The sequence below is a fragment of the Trichothermofontia sp. genome, from assembly GCF_053493415.1.
Map to the genome: position 1 here is coordinate 1 of NZ_JBRCAD010000141.1, position 19147 is coordinate 19147.

The following is a 19147-nucleotide window of genomic DNA, read 5'->3' on the forward strand; positions in this document are numbered from 1 at the left end:
GCGGTAGGGAGGGTAGACATGGGTGCTGAACGAGAAGACTGGTGTACTCGTTGTACTATTAGAGCCTCTATTGGGCACAAGGCGCAGGTGAGACCCCCAAGGTTGGGGTTGCGGGCGATCGCGATGGTCACGTAAAAGTCCCCGGCCCCCGCCGCCAGTCCCCGGCCATCACGTGCGATCGCCCATCCTGCCCTAAGCTGGAAACAGTCTTCTCGCCAGTCTGGATGGGGATCATGGTGCCTGCGGTGGAATTGGACAAGGTGAAAAAGTGTTATAACGGCGTGCCCGTAGTCAATGACCTGTCGTTTACGATCGCACCGGGGGAAATCTTTGGGCTTTTAGGACCCAATGGTGCGGGTAAATCGACCACCATTCGGATGTTAACCACACTCACCCGTCCTAGCCAGGGTACGGTAAAGGTTGCTGGCTTTGATGTTGTGCAGCAACCTGCCGCTGTGAAGCGCAATATTGGGGTTGTGCTTCAGCAAACCAGTGTGGACGGCGACCTCACGGTTTGGGAAAACCTGGAATTACACGGACGGTTGCACCATTTACCCCGAGCCTACCGACAGGCGGCGATCGATCGCTGGCTGGACTATGTGGAATTGGGCGATCGGCGGGAAAGCTTAGTGAAAACCCTATCCGGTGGGATGAAGCGGCGGCTGCAAATTGCCAGGGCCTTGCTACACCAACCAAAAATCCTGTTTCTGGATGAACCCACCGTGGGCCTTGATCCCCAAACCCGACGACGGCTCTGGGAAATTATCCGCGACCTCAACCAGCAGGGCATGACGATGCTGCTCACAACCCACTACATGGAGGAAGTGGAATACCTCTGTGGCAGCAGCTCGACGCAACAGCCCCCCAATCGGATTGGGATTATGGATGGCGGTCAGTTGATTCAATTAGGCACCTTGGCCGAGTTGCGTCGCCAATATGGGGAAGGATTAGTGATGATCCAGGGCAACGATCGCTGGGAGTACAAGTTTTTCCCCACCCTAGCGGCAGCCAATCATTATCTCGATACCCAACCGGATAAAACGGGCATGATGGCGCGGGCCTCTAACCTGGAAGATATTTTCGTGGAGTTGACTGGCCATCAGTTGGAGTAAACTACCCGACTCCGACCGCCTCAGCGGTACGGAGCGGGCTTTGGGCAGCCCTCAAGACAACATCTTGCCAAGAGCAAGACATTATCTCGGAGCCGCTAGGGCGGTTTACGAGCACCCCCAAAGTAGCGATATAAAGTAGCGATATTTTTCGCTCCATTCACATCAGCATCACCGATCCAGCCGCAGGACAGGTTCAGGCATTCAAACTTTTTGCCCTGCCGATTGCCGCTCACTTTGCAGCAATAACAGGTTTTCGAGGTGTAGCGAGGATCTACAAACCTCACGGCCACGCCCAACTTCACGCCTTTGTCGGTGAGGAACTGGCGGAGCTGATCAAACGCCCAACTATTAGGCCGGCTTCGCTCCGTCTTGGAACGCGGCCTTTGGTTGGTACGCCCTCTGATGCCTGTGAGATCCTCAAGCGCAACCGCCTGATTGGCGGCCTTGGCCGGCTGGATGAGTCGATATATTCTTAGGAGTGTTCCGGCTTCGGTGCTGATCCCGTTCACGCAGCGTCTCCGCAGGAGAATCGCGTTGGGTCTCCCCTGGAGAAGCCCGTTCGCGTAGCGTCTCCGCAGGAGAATCCCCCTTTTTACTGACAGATTATGCCGACTTCTCTTGTTACCTCGCTTAACCCTTGGTTGGTTGCTGTAGGGCTGAATTCCCTGCTTTTGCCCCTAGCCATCCTGGCTCCGAAAAAACTGCTGACGCCAGCGGGCTTAGCCCACGCCTGGTTGCTCGGTGTCCTCCTCTGGGGCACGTTGGGCTGGCCGGGGTATCTGGTGGTGATGTTCTATTTCTTGGTGGGGTCAGCCGTCACCCGCATTGGCTTGGCTGAGAAAGCGGCAGCGGGCATTGCCGAAGCGCGATCGGGCGCACGGGGGCCGGAAAATGTCTGGGGGTCTGCCCTGACGGCCACGGTCCTGGCCCTGATGACGCTACTCCCCCCGGCCTATTTGCCCATCCCCATGTCTCTCTTGCGGTTGGGCTATGTGGCCAGCTTCAGTACGAAACTGTCCGACACCTGTGCTAGCGAGGTGGGCAAAGCCTACGGCCAGCGGACGTTTTTGATTACCACGTTTCAGGCCGTCCCCAGGGGCACGGAAGGCGCAGTGAGTTTAGAGGGGACTCTGGCTGGTGTGGTGGCTTCGCTGGTAATCGCGGCCCTCGGTTGGGCTGTTCACCTGATTGATGGGGTTGGTGTCGTCCTGTGTGCGATCGCGGCCCTGATCGCCACTAGCCTCGAAAGCGTGATCGGCGCAACGCTTCAGACACGGTTTGTCTGGCTGACCAATGAGGTGGTGAATGGCATCAACACGACGATCGGTGCATTGGTGGCCATCACCCTAGGGCTACTGGTCACCCAATGGGGGTGGGGAATCTAGCCATGCCGTCTCCCCCTGCCCGTAAACGCTTTGCCCAACATTGGCTCCGCAGTGACACGGCCCTCAAGCAAATCATCCAGGCGGCGCAGCTATCCCCGGACGCTGCTTCTGCGGAGACGCGCTGCGATCGGGTTTTGGAAATTGGCCCCGGTACGGGCATCCTCACCCGGCGGCTATTGCCCCTCGTGGCGGCCTTAGTGGCGATCGAAGTCGATCGCGATTTGTGCCAACGGTTGGCGAAACAACTGGGGGACCGGGAAAATTTTCTGCTGCTCCAGGGGGATGTCCTCAGCCTCGACTGGCCCACCCTGTTAACTGACTTTCCTCGCTTTCAATCGCCCAATAAAGTGGTTGCCAATATTCCCTACAACATCACGGGACCCATTTTGGAACGGCTGCTGGGGACGATTGCCCAGCCCAATCCCACCCCCTTTGAGCGGATCGTGCTGCTGGTGCAGAAAGAGGTGGCCGATCGCCTCTGTGCCCAACCCGGCTCGAAAACCTTTGGTGCCCTGTCGGTGCGGGTGCAATATCTGGCCCAGTGCGAAATGGTCGCCCTAGTCCCAGCGCGGGCCTTTCACCCCAAACCCAAGGTCGATTCCGCGATCGTGTGTTTGCAACCCCAACCCCCGCTCGCACCGGCTGAGAATCCCCAGTTTTTAGATACCTTGGTGCGGCTAGGGTTTGCCAGTAAGCGTAAAATGTTGCGCAATAACCTGGAGGCGGTGGTCGATCGGGCGCTCTTGTTAGCGACCTTGACCCAACTCGGCATTGACCCCCAAGTGCGGGCCGAAGCCGTTAGTGTGGCCCAGTGGATTGCCCTGAGTAACGCTTTACATCCCCTTACTCAGCTTGGCAAAGTCGATCGTTTGGATGGGGGTTAGGGCAGCCCCCTGGATCGGTTTCTGCGCAAACAGGAATTCCTTGTTTTGCCAAAGGGGGATAAAAGGCACATCCTGGGCAACGATCGCTTGTAGCGTCTTGAAAATTTCCTGACGCTGCTGCGGATCGGCTGTCTGCCGGGAGCGATCGATCAACTGGTTGGCCTCGGCATTGTAGTAGAACGAGCCTTGCGCCTTGGATGATCCCTCTTGACAGCCCGTTGTGGGCGAACCCTGGGCACAGGCCAGGAAGGGGTGAATATAGCTGTCCGCATCCAGGAAATCAGGCGTCCAGTCCAGCATAAAGCTGGGGTAGATTCCCTTATCCAGGTTTTGGTAAGCCGTGGCCGACTCGACACTTTGCAGATCGAGCTGCATCACACCCTTCAGGTTTTCATCAACCCACGCCTTGAGCAAGTTGGCCGCTAGACCATTACTGGTTAAATTCGAGCGATACCACAGTTGCGCCTGGAGGGGCTTCTCGGCGGAGTAACCCGCTGTGGCCAGGATATTCAGGGCCTTTTCGGCATTGCCATCCCCATAGGCATCCTTAAACACCGGCAAACTGCCCGCTAGGGTGCTGGGGATCAGGCTATAGAGGGGTTCCACCAAACCCTGGAAAACGCGGGATTGCAGCAGGGAACGATCGATACTCGCGGCGAGGGCCTGTCGTACTGGCAATTGGTCAAACGGCGGTGAGTTGACATTCAGGGTCAAGTAATGAATCCCATTGCCCGCCCCCTCGATCACCTGCCAACCTGTGGTGCCTGCCTCCTGTTGCAGACTGCGGATCTGGTCGGGGTCAAGGTTTTGGTAGGCGATATCCACAGCCCCTGTGCGGAAGCTGTTGTAGAGATTGGCAGGACTGGAGAGGATCTGGATATCAAGGCCGGGATTGGCGGGAGCCGGCCCCCAATAGTCTGGGAAGGCATCAAGGCGCAGGCGATCGCTGCCGTATTCCGTCAATTGGTAAGGACCCGTCCCCACAAAGGTATTCGGGTTAAACTTGCCTGCCCCCAGTTCATAGGCTTGGGGGGAAACCGCTGCTGCTCCAGGAATAGTGAGCAAGGACGGGAAGGCCACAAAGGGGCTTTTCAGCCGGATTGTTAACTCAAATTCACCCGTCGCCTCCACGCTGGCCACCGTATCCGCCAGGAGGAAGGACGGTGTGCCGCCATTCTCGATGAAGCGCCGCAGGGAAAAGGCCATCGCTTCGGCATTAAAGGGCGTGCCATCGTGAAAGGTCACCCCTTGCCGTAGGGGTATGACATAGGTCAACCCGTCGTCACTCACTGCGGGTAAGGCGGTTGCCAGTTGGGGCGTCAACGTGGGGGGCGCGTCGGGGCTACTGGCCGTATACACATACAGGCGATCGCCCAGGTTATACAGCAAATTATTCGAGAGAATCTCGTAGGCATCGGCGGGATCAAGGGTACGCAGGCGGGCGGTGGTCCCCATGACCAAGCGTCCATTAGCAGTCGGCGTTGTGGGAGAAACGGTCGTTTCCCCAGGAGGAGGGGTGGGACTTTGGCAAGCAATCACTAGCCAACCGCACGCCACCAGGAGTCCCCAAAACTGAAGGGGCGATCGGGCTGCGATCGGGGCAAGCCACTGGGCAAGCCGCTGAACAAGCCGCTGCCCTCCTATCCCTTTGGAAAATCTGTCTACCCACTTCATCTGCGATCCTCACTTGCCATGAGTAGCCCCTACATCTACAACCGATGCGAAGCCTGAATCCCTACAATACCGCAGTTTTAGGCCAATACCGCCCCCATCGGCATCGCCCCCCTGTATGGGGTTTGGCCCCACCTATGGTCTGGGTAAGGGGCCTGGACAATGCCTGGGACCCTTGTGGAAAACCGGGCAGTACATAGATGTCTACCATTGGCACCCATTAAAAAAGGCGCAGTGAGCGATAAAACAATTTAAATTGCCAGTCTTCCCGATTCGTGCCATTTCGGTAGGGTAAGTTGATAAACTATTAAGGAAACCTAAACGCGCCAAGGGAAAAACCCAATAACTTAACAAGGGAAAAACCCAATAACTTAACCCTTATTGATGACGCCCTATTGATGACTCTGGCCCCTGCCGTCCGCTGAGTATGCTTGCTCGGCAGGGTCTGAGTAAGCACGTCAAGGGTGTTACCTGTATAAAATACAGCATGGCCAATGACTACCAGAACCAGAACCGGACGGAATGCCAGAAGCAGGACCGTGGCAGAATCGGGGGAAACGCCAATGGATAATCAACCAACACCTGAAGTCTCCGTACCCTCCGCCGAGAATGGCGCGAGGGGTGTAAATTTGTCAGCCGAGAGGGAAGACGCAACAACAGTGGAAGCCAAACAAGATACAGCCAAGGGGGCCGGGTCCTTAGCCGTCCGCAAGTCCAGCACGAGTAAATCTAAGTCTTCGGGAGGGCTGGTGGTCCATCAATCCACTGGCTTACCCAATAACCGACCAGTGATTTCTAGTGGAGTACAAATTGTGGCAACGTTCATCGATGGGGGGATTCGTCCAATTGGGGCGAGTGATGAACACCTGGTGGAATCCGATTATCACTACGGTAACCGTCCGATCGCGGCCAATTACCCGGAAGTGACGAGCCTGGTCCATTTAGCCGAGGCTCCGCTGTTCTACGGACGTCCGGTGGCTGCCAACTACCCCGATGTGGCCCACCGGGTAGATCTGGAAAATGCGGAGATCTTTTATAAACGCCCGATCGCCTCGAATGACATTGATGACCCGATTACCCTGATGGGCTACCTCGATTAGCGCAGGGGGGACCCTCTGGTTAGGCTGAGATTATTAAGCTATTGATCAATATCAATAGGCCTTGTTGTCAATGTTGTAGCCCTTAGCGAGCGTCGATGCGCTAGGGGCTTTCTGCTGGGCTAATACGGGTCATGTAGGCGCACCACCCCGATGCGCAGGACTGCCCCTAGCCCAGGTTGATCGCGTATCTTAAATCCTAGCAATCGCTCCTTCTCCGATTCCGAATGGGATCGCTGCGCGAATCGCCCCTATGCGTTACTTGGTCACGACTCATCACACCCATATCCCCGTGGACCACCAGATCATCATGGTGGATGGGACGGTACCGGGTTGGGAACCGCGAGCGACGGATTTACATTGGGACCACCACCGTCCCGCTGGGGCTGATATTCAAATTGATGAAATGCCCTGTTCGGAAGTTAGCCTGCTGCAAACCTATGCCACTGACCAGCCCCCCTGCTTCGTAACGACCCAGGTGGACGCCGATGCCTGTTGCGCGGCGGCTTGGGTACAACTGCCGGGATCGGTGTTGCGCGGTAATGTGCGCGATCGGCTCCGAGCGATTGCCTGGGACTGTGATCACCTGATGGTGCCCGGTGACCTGTCACCCTGGTCGGAATTTGCCGCCAAGGCCGGGGCCGCCCTGAAATTTAGCTCCGCTCATCTCATCCCTAGCCTGGGTCTCCCCAGCGATCGTAAAACCTGGACCCTGGACCAATGGGAGCAATACACCTCAGCGGCCTTTGCCCAGGGGACCCAAGCCCTGATTGCGGCGGCCCTGGGTAAACGTCCCTGGCCGGGTGAGCAGGGTGAAGCCAATCGTTATTGGGAAACGATCGCCGCCAATACCCGCTATTTACTGAAGGAAGGTCGGGTGCAATTTATCTCCACGCCTACGGGTGACCTGGCGGTTTGTGATGTGCGCAATAGCGTCTATCCGATTGATCCGCGATCGTTCTACCAGGCTGTTGAAAGCCTGCGGCCCCTGAGCGCCCTGCGGCCCGAAACCTTGCTCCTCCGGGACCATAAGTTGGGGGGCAATCAATACACGATCGGGTGTCTACCCCGGCATCCCGGCAAGGCCGATCTGGACTTTACGGCTGGTCTGTTCGAGCGGTTGACGATCGCCGAGCAAGCCAAAATGGCCCAGGCGGAAGGGTGGGGCGGTCGGCGGACCGTGGGCGGTTCGGGTTGGAATACGCCCTCCCAACTTACGCCCCAAGAAATTGTTGATCTGCTGGATCAAACGACCGACGTTCTCAGTACGGGGGCTGTGGACCAATCCTGACCCTGGACGATGGTATGAACCTGCCAAGCCGGATCGGTTTGGGGAAAGTCGGCGCGATAGTGGCCGCCCCGACTCTCGGTACGGAACTGGGCACTCTTGAGCAACAGGTAAGCCACATCCAGGAGGTTGCCGACTTCTGACCACTGCCGGACGATTTCCCCATCCTGTTTCCCCAAGGAGAAGGCTTGCCCTGGAGGTAGGTGCCGAAAGGTCTGGGTCAGGGTTAACGCCTGATAGGACTTGCCCCATTCGGTTACTTGCGTAATCGCAGCGGCCAGCGTTGCCCGATCGCGGCAAATCCCAGCACTTTGCCACACCCATTGGGGGATTTGCTCACGGAGGTGGGAGAGGGTGGCCAGTTCCCGCTCAGCGGCTTGGAGGGGCTGGCGGGGGAGTAGCGGCGGGCGGCGGTCCCCCCGCGCGGGGTGCTCCTGGTTGCTGCCGACGGTGCCCTGTCCCCACTGCCGCATCCGATCCGCAAAGACTAAACACTCTAGGAGCGAGTTGCTGGCCAGCCGGTTAGCACCGTGGATACCCGTACTGGCCACTTCTCCGATCGCATAGAGGCCGGTAATCGTCGTTTGGCTGTTTAGATCAGTGGCAACCCCTCCCATCCAGTAGTGGGCAGCGGGAGCAACGGGGATGGGTTCATGGAAGACATCAATGCCCCAGGATTGACACACCTGGATAATGTTGGGGAAGCGGTGTCGTAGGCGATCGGGGGCGATCGGGCGCAGGTCCAACCAGACGTGGGGGAGGGTTTCCCCTGGGTGTGCCCATTGGGCCTGTAGGTGTTGGAAAATGGCGCGACTGACAACGTCACGGGGGGCTAGTTCGCCCGCCGGATGGTAGCGACTGGCAAAGCGATCCCCCGTATCATCGATTAAATGGGCACCTTCGCCCCGCACGGCTTCACTAATCAAAAAGCGGGGTGCCCCGGCCTTGGTGAGGGCAGTGGGGTGGAACTGGACAAACTCTAAGTCCCGCAGGACCGCACCCGCCCGCCAGGCGATCGCCACCCCATCCCCCGTTGCGGAAGCCGGATTAGTGGTTTGCACAAAGACCTGACCGCCGCCGCCTGTGGCCAGGATTACCCCATCTGCCGCAAGCCAATGAATTTGGTCATGACAGAGCAGGCAGACCCCCTGACAGCAGGTGCGATCGGCGGTCAACCACAGGTCAAGCACAAACCCCGGTGAGATCACCTGGATATTGGGCCGGTTGAGGACATGGGCGGCCAGAGTGCTGACGACGGCACGTCCCGTTGTATCCGCCGCATGGAGGACCCGCCGCCGGGAATGGGCGGCCTCTAGGGTCATCGCCAACTGGCCCTCGCTGCGATCAAAGGCCACGCCGAGATCAAGCAATACCTGGATACAGTGGGGAGCGTGTTCCACCAAAAAGCGCACGGCAGGCTCATCACACAATCCAGCTCCGGCCTGGAGGGTATCGGCAATGTGCAGGGCAAAGGAATCATCGGGAGCCATCACCGCCGCAATCCCCCCCTGTGCCCAGTCACTGGCGGAGATGGACAGAGGTTCCTTGGCAATCAGGGCTATCCGTAGGTGCGGCGGCAGGCAAAGAGCCGCATAGAGACCTGCTGCTCCCCCACCCACGATGACCACATCAAACGATTCAGCCAATGAGGGTAGCGGCGCAACCGCCGGGGGGTCTGATGCTGGCAGATTCAAGGGCCTCTCCTTACGGAACGTTGGGCGATCGTGTTTTCATGTCTACCCCAAGTCTACGACGGGATGGGAATCGACTGCGGGGGGCGCTCCACGGTGGCATGTAAAAGTGCCCCTTGTACAGTAAACATAACGTTGGGCGATGTTGGTAGGAACAACGGTAGTGGTTGCCAACGCGAGCCGACCCGATCAACGGTGCATCCGGCTAATGACAGGCGTCGCTAGGTGAGTGTTCCTATCTAGACAAGCTTGCCTTGTTTAGGGCCAATTGAATTAACTGCTATTGGCGATGACGCTCGCCGGCATCTTCAGATACCCATTGGGGATATCTTTGCCCAAAATTCCCCAAAGTCTGCGAAGCTAAGGAAAAGTGTGGGTAGACACAATGGAGAATACTTGGACCCTGCTGATCGTTGATGATTCACCCGCCGATCGCGCCATCTATCGACGTTACCTATCGCAGGATCTCCACCACTGCTACACCATTTTCGAGGCGAACTGCGCGGAAGAATGCTTAACCCTTTGCCAACAGCAAGCGTTTGACCTGATCTTGCTGGATTTTCGGCTGCCTGACCAGGATGGATTACATGTTCTGGCGGTCATTAGAACGCTTTACCCCCAGACCGTTGTCATCATGTTGACGGGACATGGTGATGAGCAAATTGCCGTGAGTGCGATGAAAGGCGGTGCCCAGGACTATCTTGTCAAGGATAATTTAGAAGGCAGTGGGTTACAACGGACCGTGCGCAATGCCATGCATCAGGCCCTGTTGCAACAGCAATTGCGTGAACATCAGGAACGTCAACGTCTGATCATTCATATTGCATTTCGGATTCGGCAATCATTGAATCTAGAAGAAACCCTACAGACAGCAGTCACAGAAGTTCGTCAGCTTTTGCAATGCGATCGGGTCTTTGCCTATCAATTTTTCCGTGATATGAGTGGCCAGATTATTGCGGAATCAGTGGGTGAAGGCTGGTCACCAGCCCTGGGTCAGGTGATCGTTGATACCTACTTTCAAAGCCACGGAATTGAAGCCTATCGCGGTGGACGTAAACAAGTTATTGCAGATATTTATACTGCTAATTTAGATGCGTGTCATATTGCTTTATTAGAAAGATTTGAAGCCAAAGCTAGCTTGGTGATACCTATTTTGATAGGGGATAAAGATCAGGAAAAGAATCAGCTTTGGGGACTGCTTGGTGCACACCAATGTTCAGGTTCGCGTCAGTGGAAAATGAATGATATTCATATTTTAGATGAGTTGTCAGTCCATTTGGCGATTGCGATTCAACATGCAGAATTCTTAGCAAAAACCCAGGCGGCGTTAGAGAAAGAAAAGAACCTGGCTAAGTTTAAGTCCCAGATTATTGCCACGGTTTCCCATGAATACAATAGTCCCCTAGCGGCGATCCAGGCGGCGGCGGCGACCCTGAAAGCCCATCACCAGTACCTTGATATTGCCCGCCAAGTGCAAATTTTGGACATTATTGAACAAAAATCTAAGCACTTGTCCCTGTTAGTCAAAGATATGTTGTTAGTCAACCAGGCTGACTTAGGCAAGCTGCAACTCAAGCCAATGGCCCTAGATTTGGAGGAAACGCTTGCTCAGGTCATTGTGGAGCAACAGGTTTTCGATCGCCACCAACATGAGATTGTCTTGAGTGTTCGGGGCAATATTGCTGGTTTTTCGGGGGATCGGGGGTTACTGCGCCAGGTGTTTGTCAACCTTCTGTCTAATGCGGTTAAATACTCGCCCAAAGACAGTTGCATTCAAATTAAGCTTATTGGCGAAGCCAACCAGGTGCGGTGTTTAGTGCGGGATCAGGGGATTGGCATTCCTAAACAAGATATGGAACGTCTCTTTCAGCCCTTTAATCGGGGGAGTAACGTTGGGACGATCGCGGGGACTGGGTTAGGGCTACAGATTGTGAAAATTGTGGTGGAGTTGCACGGTGGCACGATTACCCTGGCCAGTCAAGAGGGAAAAGGCACGCGGGTCATGGTTTGTCTGCCGAAGCAACCCTACGGCGATCGGTCAGTTACTACCTGTACGCTGCCGGATCAGCCGCAGACCACTCTCCATCAACCGGCCCAGCGTTTACCCGCGCCAGTCCCATTCTCAGAGGTTGCTGACAGGGGAACAGATTGACTGATGGCCAGCGTGGGCCGAGCGTGTGGTCGTGAGCCATCACCTGCGGGAGCATCACTGTCGGCAGGCCCTCACGAACTGGCAAACCCTGGATGGGGTGGGTCAGATTCCCAGCGTATTGCGGGTCCTAGCGGACAATCTTTAACATTTGATTCCCACCCCGTTGTAATTCGTAGGGAACGGCTGTGATCGTGCAGTGGTAGCCCTGTTGTTCAAGTTGGGTAATGATTGGGGTGAGATGTGGCGAGGGTTGCAACATCAAGGTGAGTAGGGGGAAGATCCGCACTTCGGGGCAGACACGCAGCATTTCCGCGATCGCGCTCAGGTGAAATTCCGTATCAAACTGATCGGAATAGAGAAACAACAGATGGGAACACAGCCCCAACTCATATTCATCGTCCTGGTACTTTAACTGGGGTAACTCCCCGACCTCATACCGTCCCTGCTGTTTACCCAAGTCAAAATCTTCACAGAAAAGCTGGGTAACCCGTTCGCGGTTTTTGCGGAGACCAGCGGGTGATCTGTGGTAAGTCCATACCCAATCTTCTGGGGTTTGTTCAACCTGCGTAATGACCTGATCAATGACAGCATAAAAGCGATCGCGGATTTGCGCCGCATTAAATACATACAGGGGATCAATCGATTTAATCCGATACCCCAAGCGTGTTCCCTCCGCATTAAAACTAGCAGGACCGTCTCCAACCCCTAGGATTTTCTTCTGTAAGTCGGCGTCCGTGAGGTTAAACATTTGGATATATTCGTCCAGCGATCGGCCAAAGGGCACAACCTGATCAAGTCGCATTACCATATCACGTCCTCATCACATCCTTTGTGGAATAGCCGTCTCGACTGTCATCAGTGAATCCAAAATCTAAAATCTAAAATCTAAAATCTAAAAGAAGCAGGCAGGATGCCTACCCCACAAGATGTTGTTCTATTTAGTGGCTACGACGGCGAGGTTCCAGGCATAGCGTTTTGTCCAGGGAAGGTAGCGTTTCAGCCAGCGATCGTAGCTTTCCAATCGTTCATAGGTTTTGGCTAAGCGTTGGTGTTCAATAATGATTTTTTTCCAATAGCGCTCCTCGTTGGGATTCACCCGTTCGATAAGGTAAAACTGGAGGAAGATCCACAGGGTTGCCAGCCAGAAGGTGTCATATTGCGTATCGGTAAACAGCGATCGCACAACGTCCACCATCCGGATATCTAAGGGTTGCTCATCTTCGGTGCGCACCTTAGTGGCGATGCGACGATAGACGTTAATCACAGGATTATGTTTTAACGGTTCCCAAAAACACAGTTTGCCGCCCGGTTTCAGGACGCGATGCATTTCACAAATCGCTTGCTGGGGATCGGGTAAATGGTGCAGAAGATTGGCCACGTAGACAATATCAAATGCATCATCGGGAAAGTCGATCGCCATTGCGTTGATCACCCGACCTTCGATTTGAATCTGATTGGCTGCCGCTAACTTGAGGGCTACTTCGACCATGCCGGGGGAATAATCCGCCGCGACACAGTGCGTTCCCTGTTGCGCAAAATAGACGCTATTTTCACCCGCACCACAGCCCAGATCCAGCAGCGACTTACCCGCGAGGGGACCCAGGTGTTGCAGGATAAAACGGTTTTCTGGGGCCGTGCAGGCTTCAAAATAGTCCTGGACGCGAATGCCATCCACTACGATCGCGGCTGCCCAGGCGTCGTGAAATTCCCGCTCCCGTGCCAATTGGTCCATCACTGGTCCCCTATCACTACTCAATCACGCTCTTAAGTCTAGCGTGACACCGACTGCCTCTATTGTTAAAGCAGGCATGTGTTACCCTCCTCATGGTTCAGCAGGAAACAATGACTCAATTTGGCACTCCCCTGGAAACCCCTCGAATGCAGGCTGTCCAATCGCCGATTATTCCGGTTGTCGGGGAGTTGATTCGGCGGCACCCCGGTACGATTTCCCTGGGGCAAGGGGTAGTCTTTTATGGTCCCCCACCCAGCGCGATCGCCCGGATCACGGACTTTCTGGCCAATCCCGATAATCACAAATACCAGGCGGCCCAGGGGATTGCTGATCTGCGAGAGCAGGTGGGCGCTAAACTCCAGGCGGAAAATGGGATTGTGTTGAACGATCGCGCCCAAATTGTGATTACGCCGGGGAGTAATTTGGCGTTTGTGAATGCCCTTTTGGCGATCGCGTCGCCGGGGGATGAGATTATTTTTCTGACGCCGTATTATTTCAACCACGAAATGGCGGTGGCGATCGCCAGTTGTCGGTCGGTTTTGGTGCCTACCGATGATCACTACCAACCCCAAATTGAGGCGATTATCGCAGCGATTACCCCTAAAACACGAGCGATTGTGACGATTTCCCCAAATAATCCTAGTGGAGCGGTCTATTCAGAAGCGACGTTGCGGGCAATTAATCAACTGTGTCGAGATCGGGGCATTTATCACATTAGCGATGAGGCTTACGAGTATTTTACGTGGGGGGAGACGCCGCATTTTTCTCCTGCCGCTATCGCCGATAGTCAGGACTATACCATTTCCCTGTTTAGTCTGTCGAAAGCCTATGGATTTGCCAGTTGGCGGATTGGCTATATGGTGATTCCTGCGCACTTGTTGGCAGCGGTGATGAAAATCCAGGATACGATCGCGATTTGTCCCCCCGTGATTTCCCAATATGCGGCGATCGGTGCCCTACAGGCGGGCCGGGGTTACTGTCAGGATAAGTTGGTGACGATTGGCCAAGTCCGGGAGCAGGTTTTGATGCAATTAGATAAAATTCGTCATTTTTGTACCTTGCCGACGGCGGAAGGGGCGTTCTATTGTTTGCTACAGGTGGATACGCCTTTGGATGCGATGACGGTGACGGAGCGATTAATCCGGGAGCATGGGGTGGCGGTCATTCCGGGAACGACCTTCGGATTAGAAACCGCCTGTTATTTACGGGTGGCCTATGGGGTGTTGCAACCGGAAACGGCGCAAGTGGGCATGGAACGATTGGTGAAGGGATTACGGGCGATCGTGGGGGATTCTGCTTGAGACTTGCGGGGAACCACAAAGGCACGAAGAGCACAAAGGGATCGCTAAGAGGCGTGGCGCGATCGGGCCTTGCTGCATCAGGAGTTATGGGTATCAACTTTGGCAGGTAAGATGGCGAAGTAAACCGTTAGAGAGTTGTGTGTCTAAAGGTCAAGCAGACTCCTTATATCAAGTCCGTTTAATTAGCCACAGTTAGTATAGAGCCAAAACCAGTCATAGCGGCAGTGAACAGGCGCACTCAGCGATCCCAACCACTGATCGACCCACACCCGGCGCAGAATGGGATGGAGTCCCAAGCGATGTTCGTCCATCGCCCACACCTGAACGTTGGCGTCGGGATGAGCGGTTTTGAGCGTCTCCAGTTGAGCGTGCAGATTTTTTTTCCCACACCCGCTGCTCTGCTTCTGTGGCGGCGTGCTGATGCTCGGGGCGCGGCACTTTGAGCGAGAAGTCTATCTGTTTGAGAATCTCCCAACCCCGTTGGCGGTGAACCGGATGGCCCAAGTGCTCACTGAGCCAGTCGGCGACCTTGCGGCCATTCCAGCATCCGCCCTCGGGCGGTTCCTCCTGCAACGCTTGGTACAACACGGCTTGCGCCTCATCATCGAGAAGCCCCTGACCATTGCCCTGATTATGCTGCCGCTGGTCACCTAGTGCCGCTGGGCCTTGCTGGTTATAGCTTCTGACCACTTCATAAATCCAGGCTCGGCTATAGCCAGTTACCTCTGAGACCTCAGCGGTTCCTTTACCAGCTTGCAACAGCCAGATGATTTGGTAATGCCCTCGCTCAATGCCGCTCTTGGCCGATTTGTATCGCTGTTCTAGTTCCTCAGGACTCAAATGTGATGCCAGGGTAAGACGACGCCCCATAACTCGTGTTCCTCACCTCTCAATTCCTCTATCCTAAGGGTGATTGGCCGGACTTGGTATTACGCCTCAACCACCCCGATTAAGGACATGGGTATAAACCATCATCGTTTTGACATCTTTATGACCCAAAAGCTCTTGGACGGTGCGAATGTCGTAGCCCTCTTCCAAAAGGTGGGTGGCAAAGCTATGCCGAAAGGTATGACAGCCCCCGTGTTTGGTGATCCCCGTTTGTTGGATAGCCTGTCTCACGGCACACTGCACGGATTGTTCATAGAGATGGTGTCGTCGTAAACCTTCGTGCGTGAATTGACTGAACGCTTCCAGGATGGGAAGACAAACTGCCAGCCCCATTGACGATTAGCGTTAGGATACTTGCGTTCTAAGGCATAGGGTAATTCGACGGTGCCGTACCCTAGGCTGAGATCGAGTTGATGCAAGCTATGCGCCTTCTGGAGTTGCGCTTTGAGAGGCTCTACGACGGAACTGGATAACATCGTCACCCGGTCTTTGCTGCCTTTGCCATCGCGCACGGTAATCTGTTGGTACTCAAAGTCAATATCTTTGACCCGTAGCCGTAGGCATTCCATGAGGCGTAAACCGCTGCCATAGAGCAAACTCACAACCAGGTGATTAACCCCATCCAGGTGCGCCAAAATCTGCTTCACCTCTGATCGGGTAAAAACCACAGGGACTCGTTCTGGGCGCTTGGCTCGTTCAATGTCTTCGATATAGGGGAGATCGACCTGCAAAACTTGACGGTAAAGAAACAGTAAGGCACTCAGGGCGACTGTTTGCGTGGAGGCAGCAACAGAGCGTTCAACAGCCAGATGCGCCAGGTAGGCCCGGATTTCTGGTGCGCCCATATCTTTGGGATGGCGTTTGCCGTGAAACAGGATGAAGTCACGGATGTAGTAAACATAAGACTTCTCAGTTTTGAGGCTGAAATGCTTAAGGCGAATAGCCTGCCTAACCTGATCCAGCAGGCGGGGTGGCGATGGCGGCGGCTGACTTTCCAGCATAAGGCAATGACGGATAACACCCGGATTCAGGGTGTTATCATTTAAAAGTGATGGATAACACCCCGATTTCCCCAGCTTAAACGTCAAAAGTGACGGACAACACCCTGAAATTCCGGACTTAATCGTTAAGTTTGGTGAATAACACCCCAAATCCAGGTATTATCACGCGGATCTGCATGATAAGATCCCACTATCCGGCCTTATCCATCAGATCTGACGCTGAATACATAGTTATGTTGCCAGCGCAGTAGCGAGATAGTTGGTGGAGCAAGCTTGTAAGTTTTCGGCTTCGTTTTGGTTTGGTGGGGCGACCCGTACGCTGGAGTCGGTGAAAGTCCGGGGCGATCGGTACAAAAGAAAGTTAGGCAACATAACAAGTCGCTGCACCTGACCTGATGCTACACTTTGAGCAGTTCCCTAAGCTACTGGCGGCGGGTGAGCTTAACCGTTATGCCGCCTTTAGTTTTCGATGAGAGCGTAAGCGGCAAGCTATCGGTGGGACGCGATGCCCCAGTAGTTGTGAATCTTCTATTGGGACATGATTAGGAAGTGACTGGTGGGCTACAATTCTCAATAGGTTTTCTCCCTCATTGCAGGTTAGGTAGTGCGAAAACAGGAAGTCCTCACATTACTGGCAAAGCACCAAAACACGCTGAAGGATTTTGGCGTAAAGTCTATGATGCTGTTTGGTTCCGTAGCAAGAGATGAAGCGCGAACAGACAGCGATGTTGATCTGCTGGTAGAGTTCGACCGTCCGGTCGGGTTGTTCACCTTTGTACGCTTGAAACGGTACTTGGAGGAGATTTTAGAGAGTTCGGTTGATCTGGGTACACCTGACTCCCTCAAACCTTATCTACGGGAACCTGTTTTCCGGGAGGCGATTCGTGCCTTCTAGAGACTGGCAAAATAGAGTAAGAGATGTACTAGCTGCGATTGCAGAGATCTGGGAGTTCACAAACGAGATAACCTTTGAGGAGTTTCAGAACGATCGAAAAACGATCAGAGCAGTTTTATATAACTTGACAATTATTGGTGAAGCAGTTCGTAGCATTCCACCGGATGTAGAAGCTTCACATCCTGAAATTCCCTGGGGCGATGTGCGTGGAATGCGAAATATTGTGATTCACGAGTATTTTCAAGTGAATCTGCCCATTATCTGGCAAACGGTTCAAGAAGACCTTGTTTCGTTAGAAGCTTCCCTTCAACAATTGATAAACCCTTGAGAAGGATGTATAATAGCAAAAGCAACGGCAGCATAACAACCCGGCTGGAGCGGACTACCGAGAGATCTTGGCGGTGTTCAAAGGTTGTTCGTAGCCGCTCAGCCGGAACGTTAGGCTGAGCGGCTTTGCTGCAAGCGCATCAGTAGAGTAGTTGAATTTAGGTGTTCATTTTTGTTAGCTTGTTTCGCAAACTTATATTTATGAAGAACGATGCTTGAGGACAATCAAAGTATCAATAAAAATGATGATGTGGGTAGAGTACTGTTGATTGACTTGGAAAATTGTCCTGGCCAAATTGATCAGCTACAAGAAAACCTAGAACAATTCTCACAAATTGTGATTTGTTATGCACAGACCGGAGCAAAAATACCTCTTGACTGGCTCATCCCATTAAGCGTAACGGTGAGTTCAAATAAGTTGAGAATTTTTAAGATGGCAAGTGGTGGTAAAAATGCAGCAGATTTTGGTATTTGCTTTTTTGCCGGAGCCTTAATGCAAGAATTGCACAAAGAAACACATTTTGTAATCATCTCAAATGATACTGATCTAGATCATGTTGTAAATTTACTTAAAGGTCAGGGACGTTCAGCAGAACGTATAGGTACCAAAAGAGAAGAAAAGGAAACTACTACTAAAGCTACAAAAACTACAGTTGAAACTACAGTTTCAAGTTCGCCAATCAAAATATATTGTATGCATCTCGTCACATACAGTAAAAATAGACCAGCAAGGAAAGATACTCTACTTAATAGCATTAAAAATAAGTTCAAAGGTTCTCCTGAAGCAGCAGTAGAAGTTTTTAGGTTGTTAACAACACAAGGCGCAGTAACAGTTTCAGACAACAAAGTATCTTATAACGATAAGAAAATAAAAGAGCTTGCGAAATAATCCAGATGTTACAGCCGTTCCCTCTCTCATGAAGTACGGTAAGAGCTGATTTATAAACAAAAGCTTAAGCAGCCAACCGACCTGTCATTAACCAGATGAGCGAGCCGTAAAGGCATCGCTTCACTCATGCTGGTGTGCAGTCCATTGGAGAAGTGAGGTTGGAGAACTGAGGAGTGAGAATTTACTTTTCTCGCTTCTCTTTCCTCGTCCTTGATCCAGCGCTTTGGTAAGATCTCAAACCCGGGTGCTTGTCGCGCAATTACCTCCACCCGCACCGACTCGCCACACACCTGCTGCACGGCTCGCTCAAAGTTCTCGCCAGCATACCCTTGGTCTACCCAAACGACCTCGAGGCGACTCAACCGACTCTGTGCTTCATGCAGAACTACCACCGCCCCTAAGCGCTCCGAAGCGTTGGCCTCACTCACGAGCATCCCAATGACGAAACCCTGCGAGTCTACGACGATATGGCGTTTACGGCCTTTAACCTTTTTGCCACCGTCATAACCGTACCTTGGGTTTCGACTTCGACGGCGATCGCATCCACTGTCGCTACCTCCCCAGAGGCAGTCGCGGTAAAACTGTCCTCGCAGAACTCCGGCCAGCCTGAATACGAATTACCCCGTAGCCCTCGGCGTCAGTAGACCGATAAGGTTGGCTGATGAAACACAAAAGAAATTATTTTGTCAAGTACTTGACAATAAACTTAACAATGCGTTACATTGTGTAACAACAGGACAGACAACACCCCTTACTCACAGAGGCAACAACGATGTATACCACCCAACTCGACAACGGCATTCTCAACAACTACGCTAAAGAGCCGGAAATGTA

At 53.7% G+C, this 19147-nt stretch carries 20 protein-coding genes and 1 pseudogene; 11 read left to right on the plus strand and 10 right to left on the minus strand.

From position 1 onward, the window contains the following. Nucleotides 1-233 precede the first annotated feature (233 nt). On the plus strand, nucleotides 234-1112 hold the full coding sequence (locus ACWIUF_RS12250; RefSeq protein WP_448572677.1) for an ABC transporter ATP-binding protein: 879 nt from the start codon (nucleotides 234-236) through the stop codon (nucleotides 1110-1112). A 95-nt stretch (nucleotides 1113-1207) separates the two neighbouring features. Here ACWIUF_RS12250 and ACWIUF_RS12255 read toward each other — a convergent pair whose 3' ends face one another. After that, nucleotides 1208-1621 (minus strand): zinc ribbon domain-containing protein, encoded by a 414-nt coding sequence (locus tag ACWIUF_RS12255; protein WP_448572678.1) that lies wholly within the window; start codon nucleotides 1619-1621, stop codon nucleotides 1208-1210. A gap of 96 nt (nucleotides 1622-1717) precedes the next feature. Here ACWIUF_RS12255 and ACWIUF_RS12260 point away from each other — a divergent pair, with 96 nt between their 5' ends. Together ACWIUF_RS12260 and rsmA are read left to right on the plus strand one after the other, a co-directional pair. Continuing rightward, on the plus strand, nucleotides 1718-2497 hold the full coding sequence (locus ACWIUF_RS12260) for a TIGR00297 family protein (RefSeq protein ID WP_448572679.1): 780 nt from the start codon (nucleotides 1718-1720) through the stop codon (nucleotides 2495-2497). Nucleotides 2498-2499: 2 nt separating this feature from the next. Then, on the plus strand, nucleotides 2500-3381 hold the full coding sequence (rsmA, locus tag ACWIUF_RS12265) for a 16S rRNA (adenine(1518)-N(6)/adenine(1519)-N(6))-dimethyltransferase RsmA (protein WP_448572681.1): 882 nt from the start codon (nucleotides 2500-2502) through the stop codon (nucleotides 3379-3381). Here rsmA and ACWIUF_RS12270 read toward each other — a convergent pair. Next, nucleotides 3331-4836 (minus strand): ABC transporter substrate-binding protein, encoded by a 1506-nt coding sequence (locus ACWIUF_RS12270; RefSeq protein WP_448572682.1) that lies wholly within the window; start codon nucleotides 4834-4836, stop codon nucleotides 3331-3333. The two genes, rsmA and ACWIUF_RS12270, sit on opposite strands and share 51 nt — an antisense overlap. A 26-nt stretch (nucleotides 4837-4862) precedes the next feature. On the opposite strand from ACWIUF_RS12270, the gene ACWIUF_RS12275 reads away from it, so the two are divergent. The 3 genes from ACWIUF_RS12275 to ACWIUF_RS12285 all read left to right on the plus strand — a co-directional run bounded on the left by ACWIUF_RS12275 (nucleotide 4863) and on the right by ACWIUF_RS12285 (nucleotide 7440). Beyond that, complete coding sequence (locus ACWIUF_RS12275) at nucleotides 4863-5081, plus strand: hypothetical protein (protein ID WP_448572683.1); 219 nt, start codon at nucleotides 4863-4865, stop codon at nucleotides 5079-5081. A 534-nt stretch (nucleotides 5082-5615) separates the two neighbouring features. Next, nucleotides 5616-6152, plus strand: coding sequence for a hypothetical protein (locus ACWIUF_RS12280; protein WP_448572684.1), 537 nt, complete (start codon nucleotides 5616-5618; stop codon nucleotides 6150-6152). Between the two features lie 250 nt (nucleotides 6153-6402). Beyond that, complete coding sequence (locus ACWIUF_RS12285; RefSeq protein ID WP_448572685.1) at nucleotides 6403-7440, plus strand: hypothetical protein; 1038 nt, start codon at nucleotides 6403-6405, stop codon at nucleotides 7438-7440. Here the strand turns inward: ACWIUF_RS12285 and nadB are convergent. Beyond that, a complete protein-coding gene (nadB, locus tag ACWIUF_RS12290) occupies nucleotides 7395-9131 on the minus strand; it encodes an L-aspartate oxidase (RefSeq protein WP_448572686.1) in 1737 nt (578 codons plus the stop codon). The genes ACWIUF_RS12285 and nadB overlap by 46 nt on opposite strands. 382 nt (nucleotides 9132-9513) lie before the next feature. On the opposite strand from nadB, the gene ACWIUF_RS12295 reads away from it, so the two are divergent. Further along, complete coding sequence (locus ACWIUF_RS12295) at nucleotides 9514-11280, plus strand: ATP-binding protein (RefSeq protein WP_448572688.1); 1767 nt, start codon at nucleotides 9514-9516, stop codon at nucleotides 11278-11280. Nucleotides 11281-11407: 127 nt separating this feature from the next. Here the strand turns inward: ACWIUF_RS12295 and ACWIUF_RS12300 are convergent, their stop codons facing one another. Together ACWIUF_RS12300 and ACWIUF_RS12305 are read right to left on the minus strand one after the other, a co-directional pair. Continuing rightward, nucleotides 11408-12088, minus strand: a complete 681-nt coding sequence (locus ACWIUF_RS12300) for an SAM-dependent methyltransferase (protein ID WP_448572689.1) — start codon at nucleotides 12086-12088, stop codon at nucleotides 11408-11410. A gap of 126 nt (nucleotides 12089-12214) precedes the next feature. Beyond that, the gene (locus ACWIUF_RS12305) at nucleotides 12215-13012 is read right to left on the minus strand and encodes a class I SAM-dependent methyltransferase (RefSeq protein WP_448572690.1); all 798 of its coding nucleotides are present in this window, start codon (nucleotides 13010-13012) and stop codon (nucleotides 12215-12217) included. Between the two features lie 110 nt (nucleotides 13013-13122). Between ACWIUF_RS12305 and ACWIUF_RS12310 the strand changes: the two genes are divergently transcribed. Further along, nucleotides 13123-14313, plus strand: coding sequence for a pyridoxal phosphate-dependent aminotransferase (locus ACWIUF_RS12310; protein WP_448572691.1), 1191 nt, complete (start codon nucleotides 13123-13125; stop codon nucleotides 14311-14313). Nucleotides 14314-14495: 182 nt separating this feature from the next. Here ACWIUF_RS12310 and ACWIUF_RS12315 read toward each other — a convergent pair whose 3' ends face one another. The 4 genes and pseudogenes from ACWIUF_RS12315 to ACWIUF_RS12330 all read right to left on the minus strand — a co-directional run bounded on the left by ACWIUF_RS12315 (nucleotide 14496) and on the right by ACWIUF_RS12330 (nucleotide 16202). Further along, complete coding sequence (locus ACWIUF_RS12315; protein ID WP_448572700.1) at nucleotides 14496-14624, minus strand: hypothetical protein; 129 nt, start codon at nucleotides 14622-14624, stop codon at nucleotides 14496-14498. A gap of 121 nt (nucleotides 14625-14745) precedes the next feature. Then, nucleotides 14746-15183, minus strand: a pseudogene (locus ACWIUF_RS12320) (helix-turn-helix domain-containing protein); the annotation flags it as partial. A gap of 66 nt (nucleotides 15184-15249) precedes the next feature. Next, nucleotides 15250-15432: a tyrosine-type recombinase/integrase gene (locus ACWIUF_RS12325; RefSeq protein WP_448572692.1), complete on the minus strand. Its 183-nt coding sequence runs from the start codon at nucleotides 15430-15432 to the stop codon at nucleotides 15250-15252. After that, nucleotides 15429-16202: an integron integrase gene (locus ACWIUF_RS12330; protein ID WP_448572693.1), complete on the minus strand. Its 774-nt coding sequence runs from the start codon at nucleotides 16200-16202 to the stop codon at nucleotides 15429-15431. Before ACWIUF_RS12330 ends, ACWIUF_RS12325 begins: the two co-directional genes overlap by 4 nt. A gap of 604 nt (nucleotides 16203-16806) precedes the next feature. On the opposite strand from ACWIUF_RS12330, the gene ACWIUF_RS12335 reads away from it, so the two are divergent. The 3 genes from ACWIUF_RS12335 (at nucleotide 16807) to ACWIUF_RS12345 (ending at nucleotide 18313) form a co-directional block, all read left to right on the plus strand. After that, nucleotides 16807-17097, plus strand: a complete 291-nt coding sequence (locus tag ACWIUF_RS12335; RefSeq protein ID WP_448572694.1) for a nucleotidyltransferase family protein — start codon at nucleotides 16807-16809, stop codon at nucleotides 17095-17097. Next, nucleotides 17087-17425, plus strand: a complete 339-nt coding sequence (locus ACWIUF_RS12340; RefSeq protein ID WP_448572696.1) for a HepT-like ribonuclease domain-containing protein — start codon at nucleotides 17087-17089, stop codon at nucleotides 17423-17425. Before ACWIUF_RS12335 ends, ACWIUF_RS12340 begins: the two co-directional genes overlap by 11 nt. A 210-nt stretch (nucleotides 17426-17635) precedes the next feature. After that, entirely contained in the window at nucleotides 17636-18313 is a 678-nt protein-coding gene (locus ACWIUF_RS12345; protein ID WP_448572697.1) for a PIN domain-containing protein, read from the plus strand. Nucleotides 18314-18363: 50 nt separating this feature from the next. On the opposite strand, the gene ACWIUF_RS12350 is transcribed toward ACWIUF_RS12345, so the two are convergent. Next, complete coding sequence (locus ACWIUF_RS12350) at nucleotides 18364-18918, minus strand: transposase (protein ID WP_448572698.1); 555 nt, start codon at nucleotides 18916-18918, stop codon at nucleotides 18364-18366. Nucleotides 18919-19147: the final 229 nt, after the last annotated feature.

Bases quoted from the DNA above. Each gene is read 5' to 3' on its own strand.
- ACWIUF_RS12250 (WP_448572677.1), top strand. From the start codon at position 234: ATGGTGCCTGCGGTGGAATTGGACAAGGTGAAAAAGTGTTATAACGGC.
- ACWIUF_RS12260 (WP_448572679.1), top strand. From the start codon at position 1,718: ATGCCGACTTCTCTTGTTACCTCGCTTAACCCTTGGTTGGTTGCTGTA.
- rsmA (WP_448572681.1), top strand. From the start codon at position 2,500: ATGCCGTCTCCCCCTGCCCGTAAACGCTTTGCCCAACATTGGCTCCGC.
- ACWIUF_RS12270 (WP_448572682.1), bottom strand. From the start codon at position 4,836: ATGGGGACCACCGCCCGCCTGCGTACCCTTGATCCCGCCGATGCCTAC.
- ACWIUF_RS12280 (WP_448572684.1), top strand. From the start codon at position 5,616: ATGGATAATCAACCAACACCTGAAGTCTCCGTACCCTCCGCCGAGAAT.
- ACWIUF_RS12285 (WP_448572685.1), top strand. From the start codon at position 6,403: ATGCGTTACTTGGTCACGACTCATCACACCCATATCCCCGTGGACCAC.
- ACWIUF_RS12295 (WP_448572688.1), top strand. From the start codon at position 9,514: ATGGAGAATACTTGGACCCTGCTGATCGTTGATGATTCACCCGCCGAT.
- ACWIUF_RS12300 (WP_448572689.1), bottom strand. From the start codon at position 12,088: ATGGTAATGCGACTTGATCAGGTTGTGCCCTTTGGCCGATCGCTGGAC.
- ACWIUF_RS12305 (WP_448572690.1), bottom strand. From the start codon at position 13,012: ATGGACCAATTGGCACGGGAGCGGGAATTTCACGACGCCTGGGCAGCC.
- ACWIUF_RS12310 (WP_448572691.1), top strand. From the start codon at position 13,123: ATGACTCAATTTGGCACTCCCCTGGAAACCCCTCGAATGCAGGCTGTC.
- ACWIUF_RS12315 (WP_448572700.1), bottom strand. From the start codon at position 14,624: ATGGACGAACATCGCTTGGGACTCCATCCCATTCTGCGCCGGGTGTGG.
- ACWIUF_RS12330 (WP_448572693.1), bottom strand. From the start codon at position 16,202: ATGCTGGAAAGTCAGCCGCCGCCATCGCCACCCCGCCTGCTGGATCAG.
- ACWIUF_RS12345 (WP_448572697.1), top strand. From the start codon at position 17,636: ATGCTTGAGGACAATCAAAGTATCAATAAAAATGATGATGTGGGTAGA.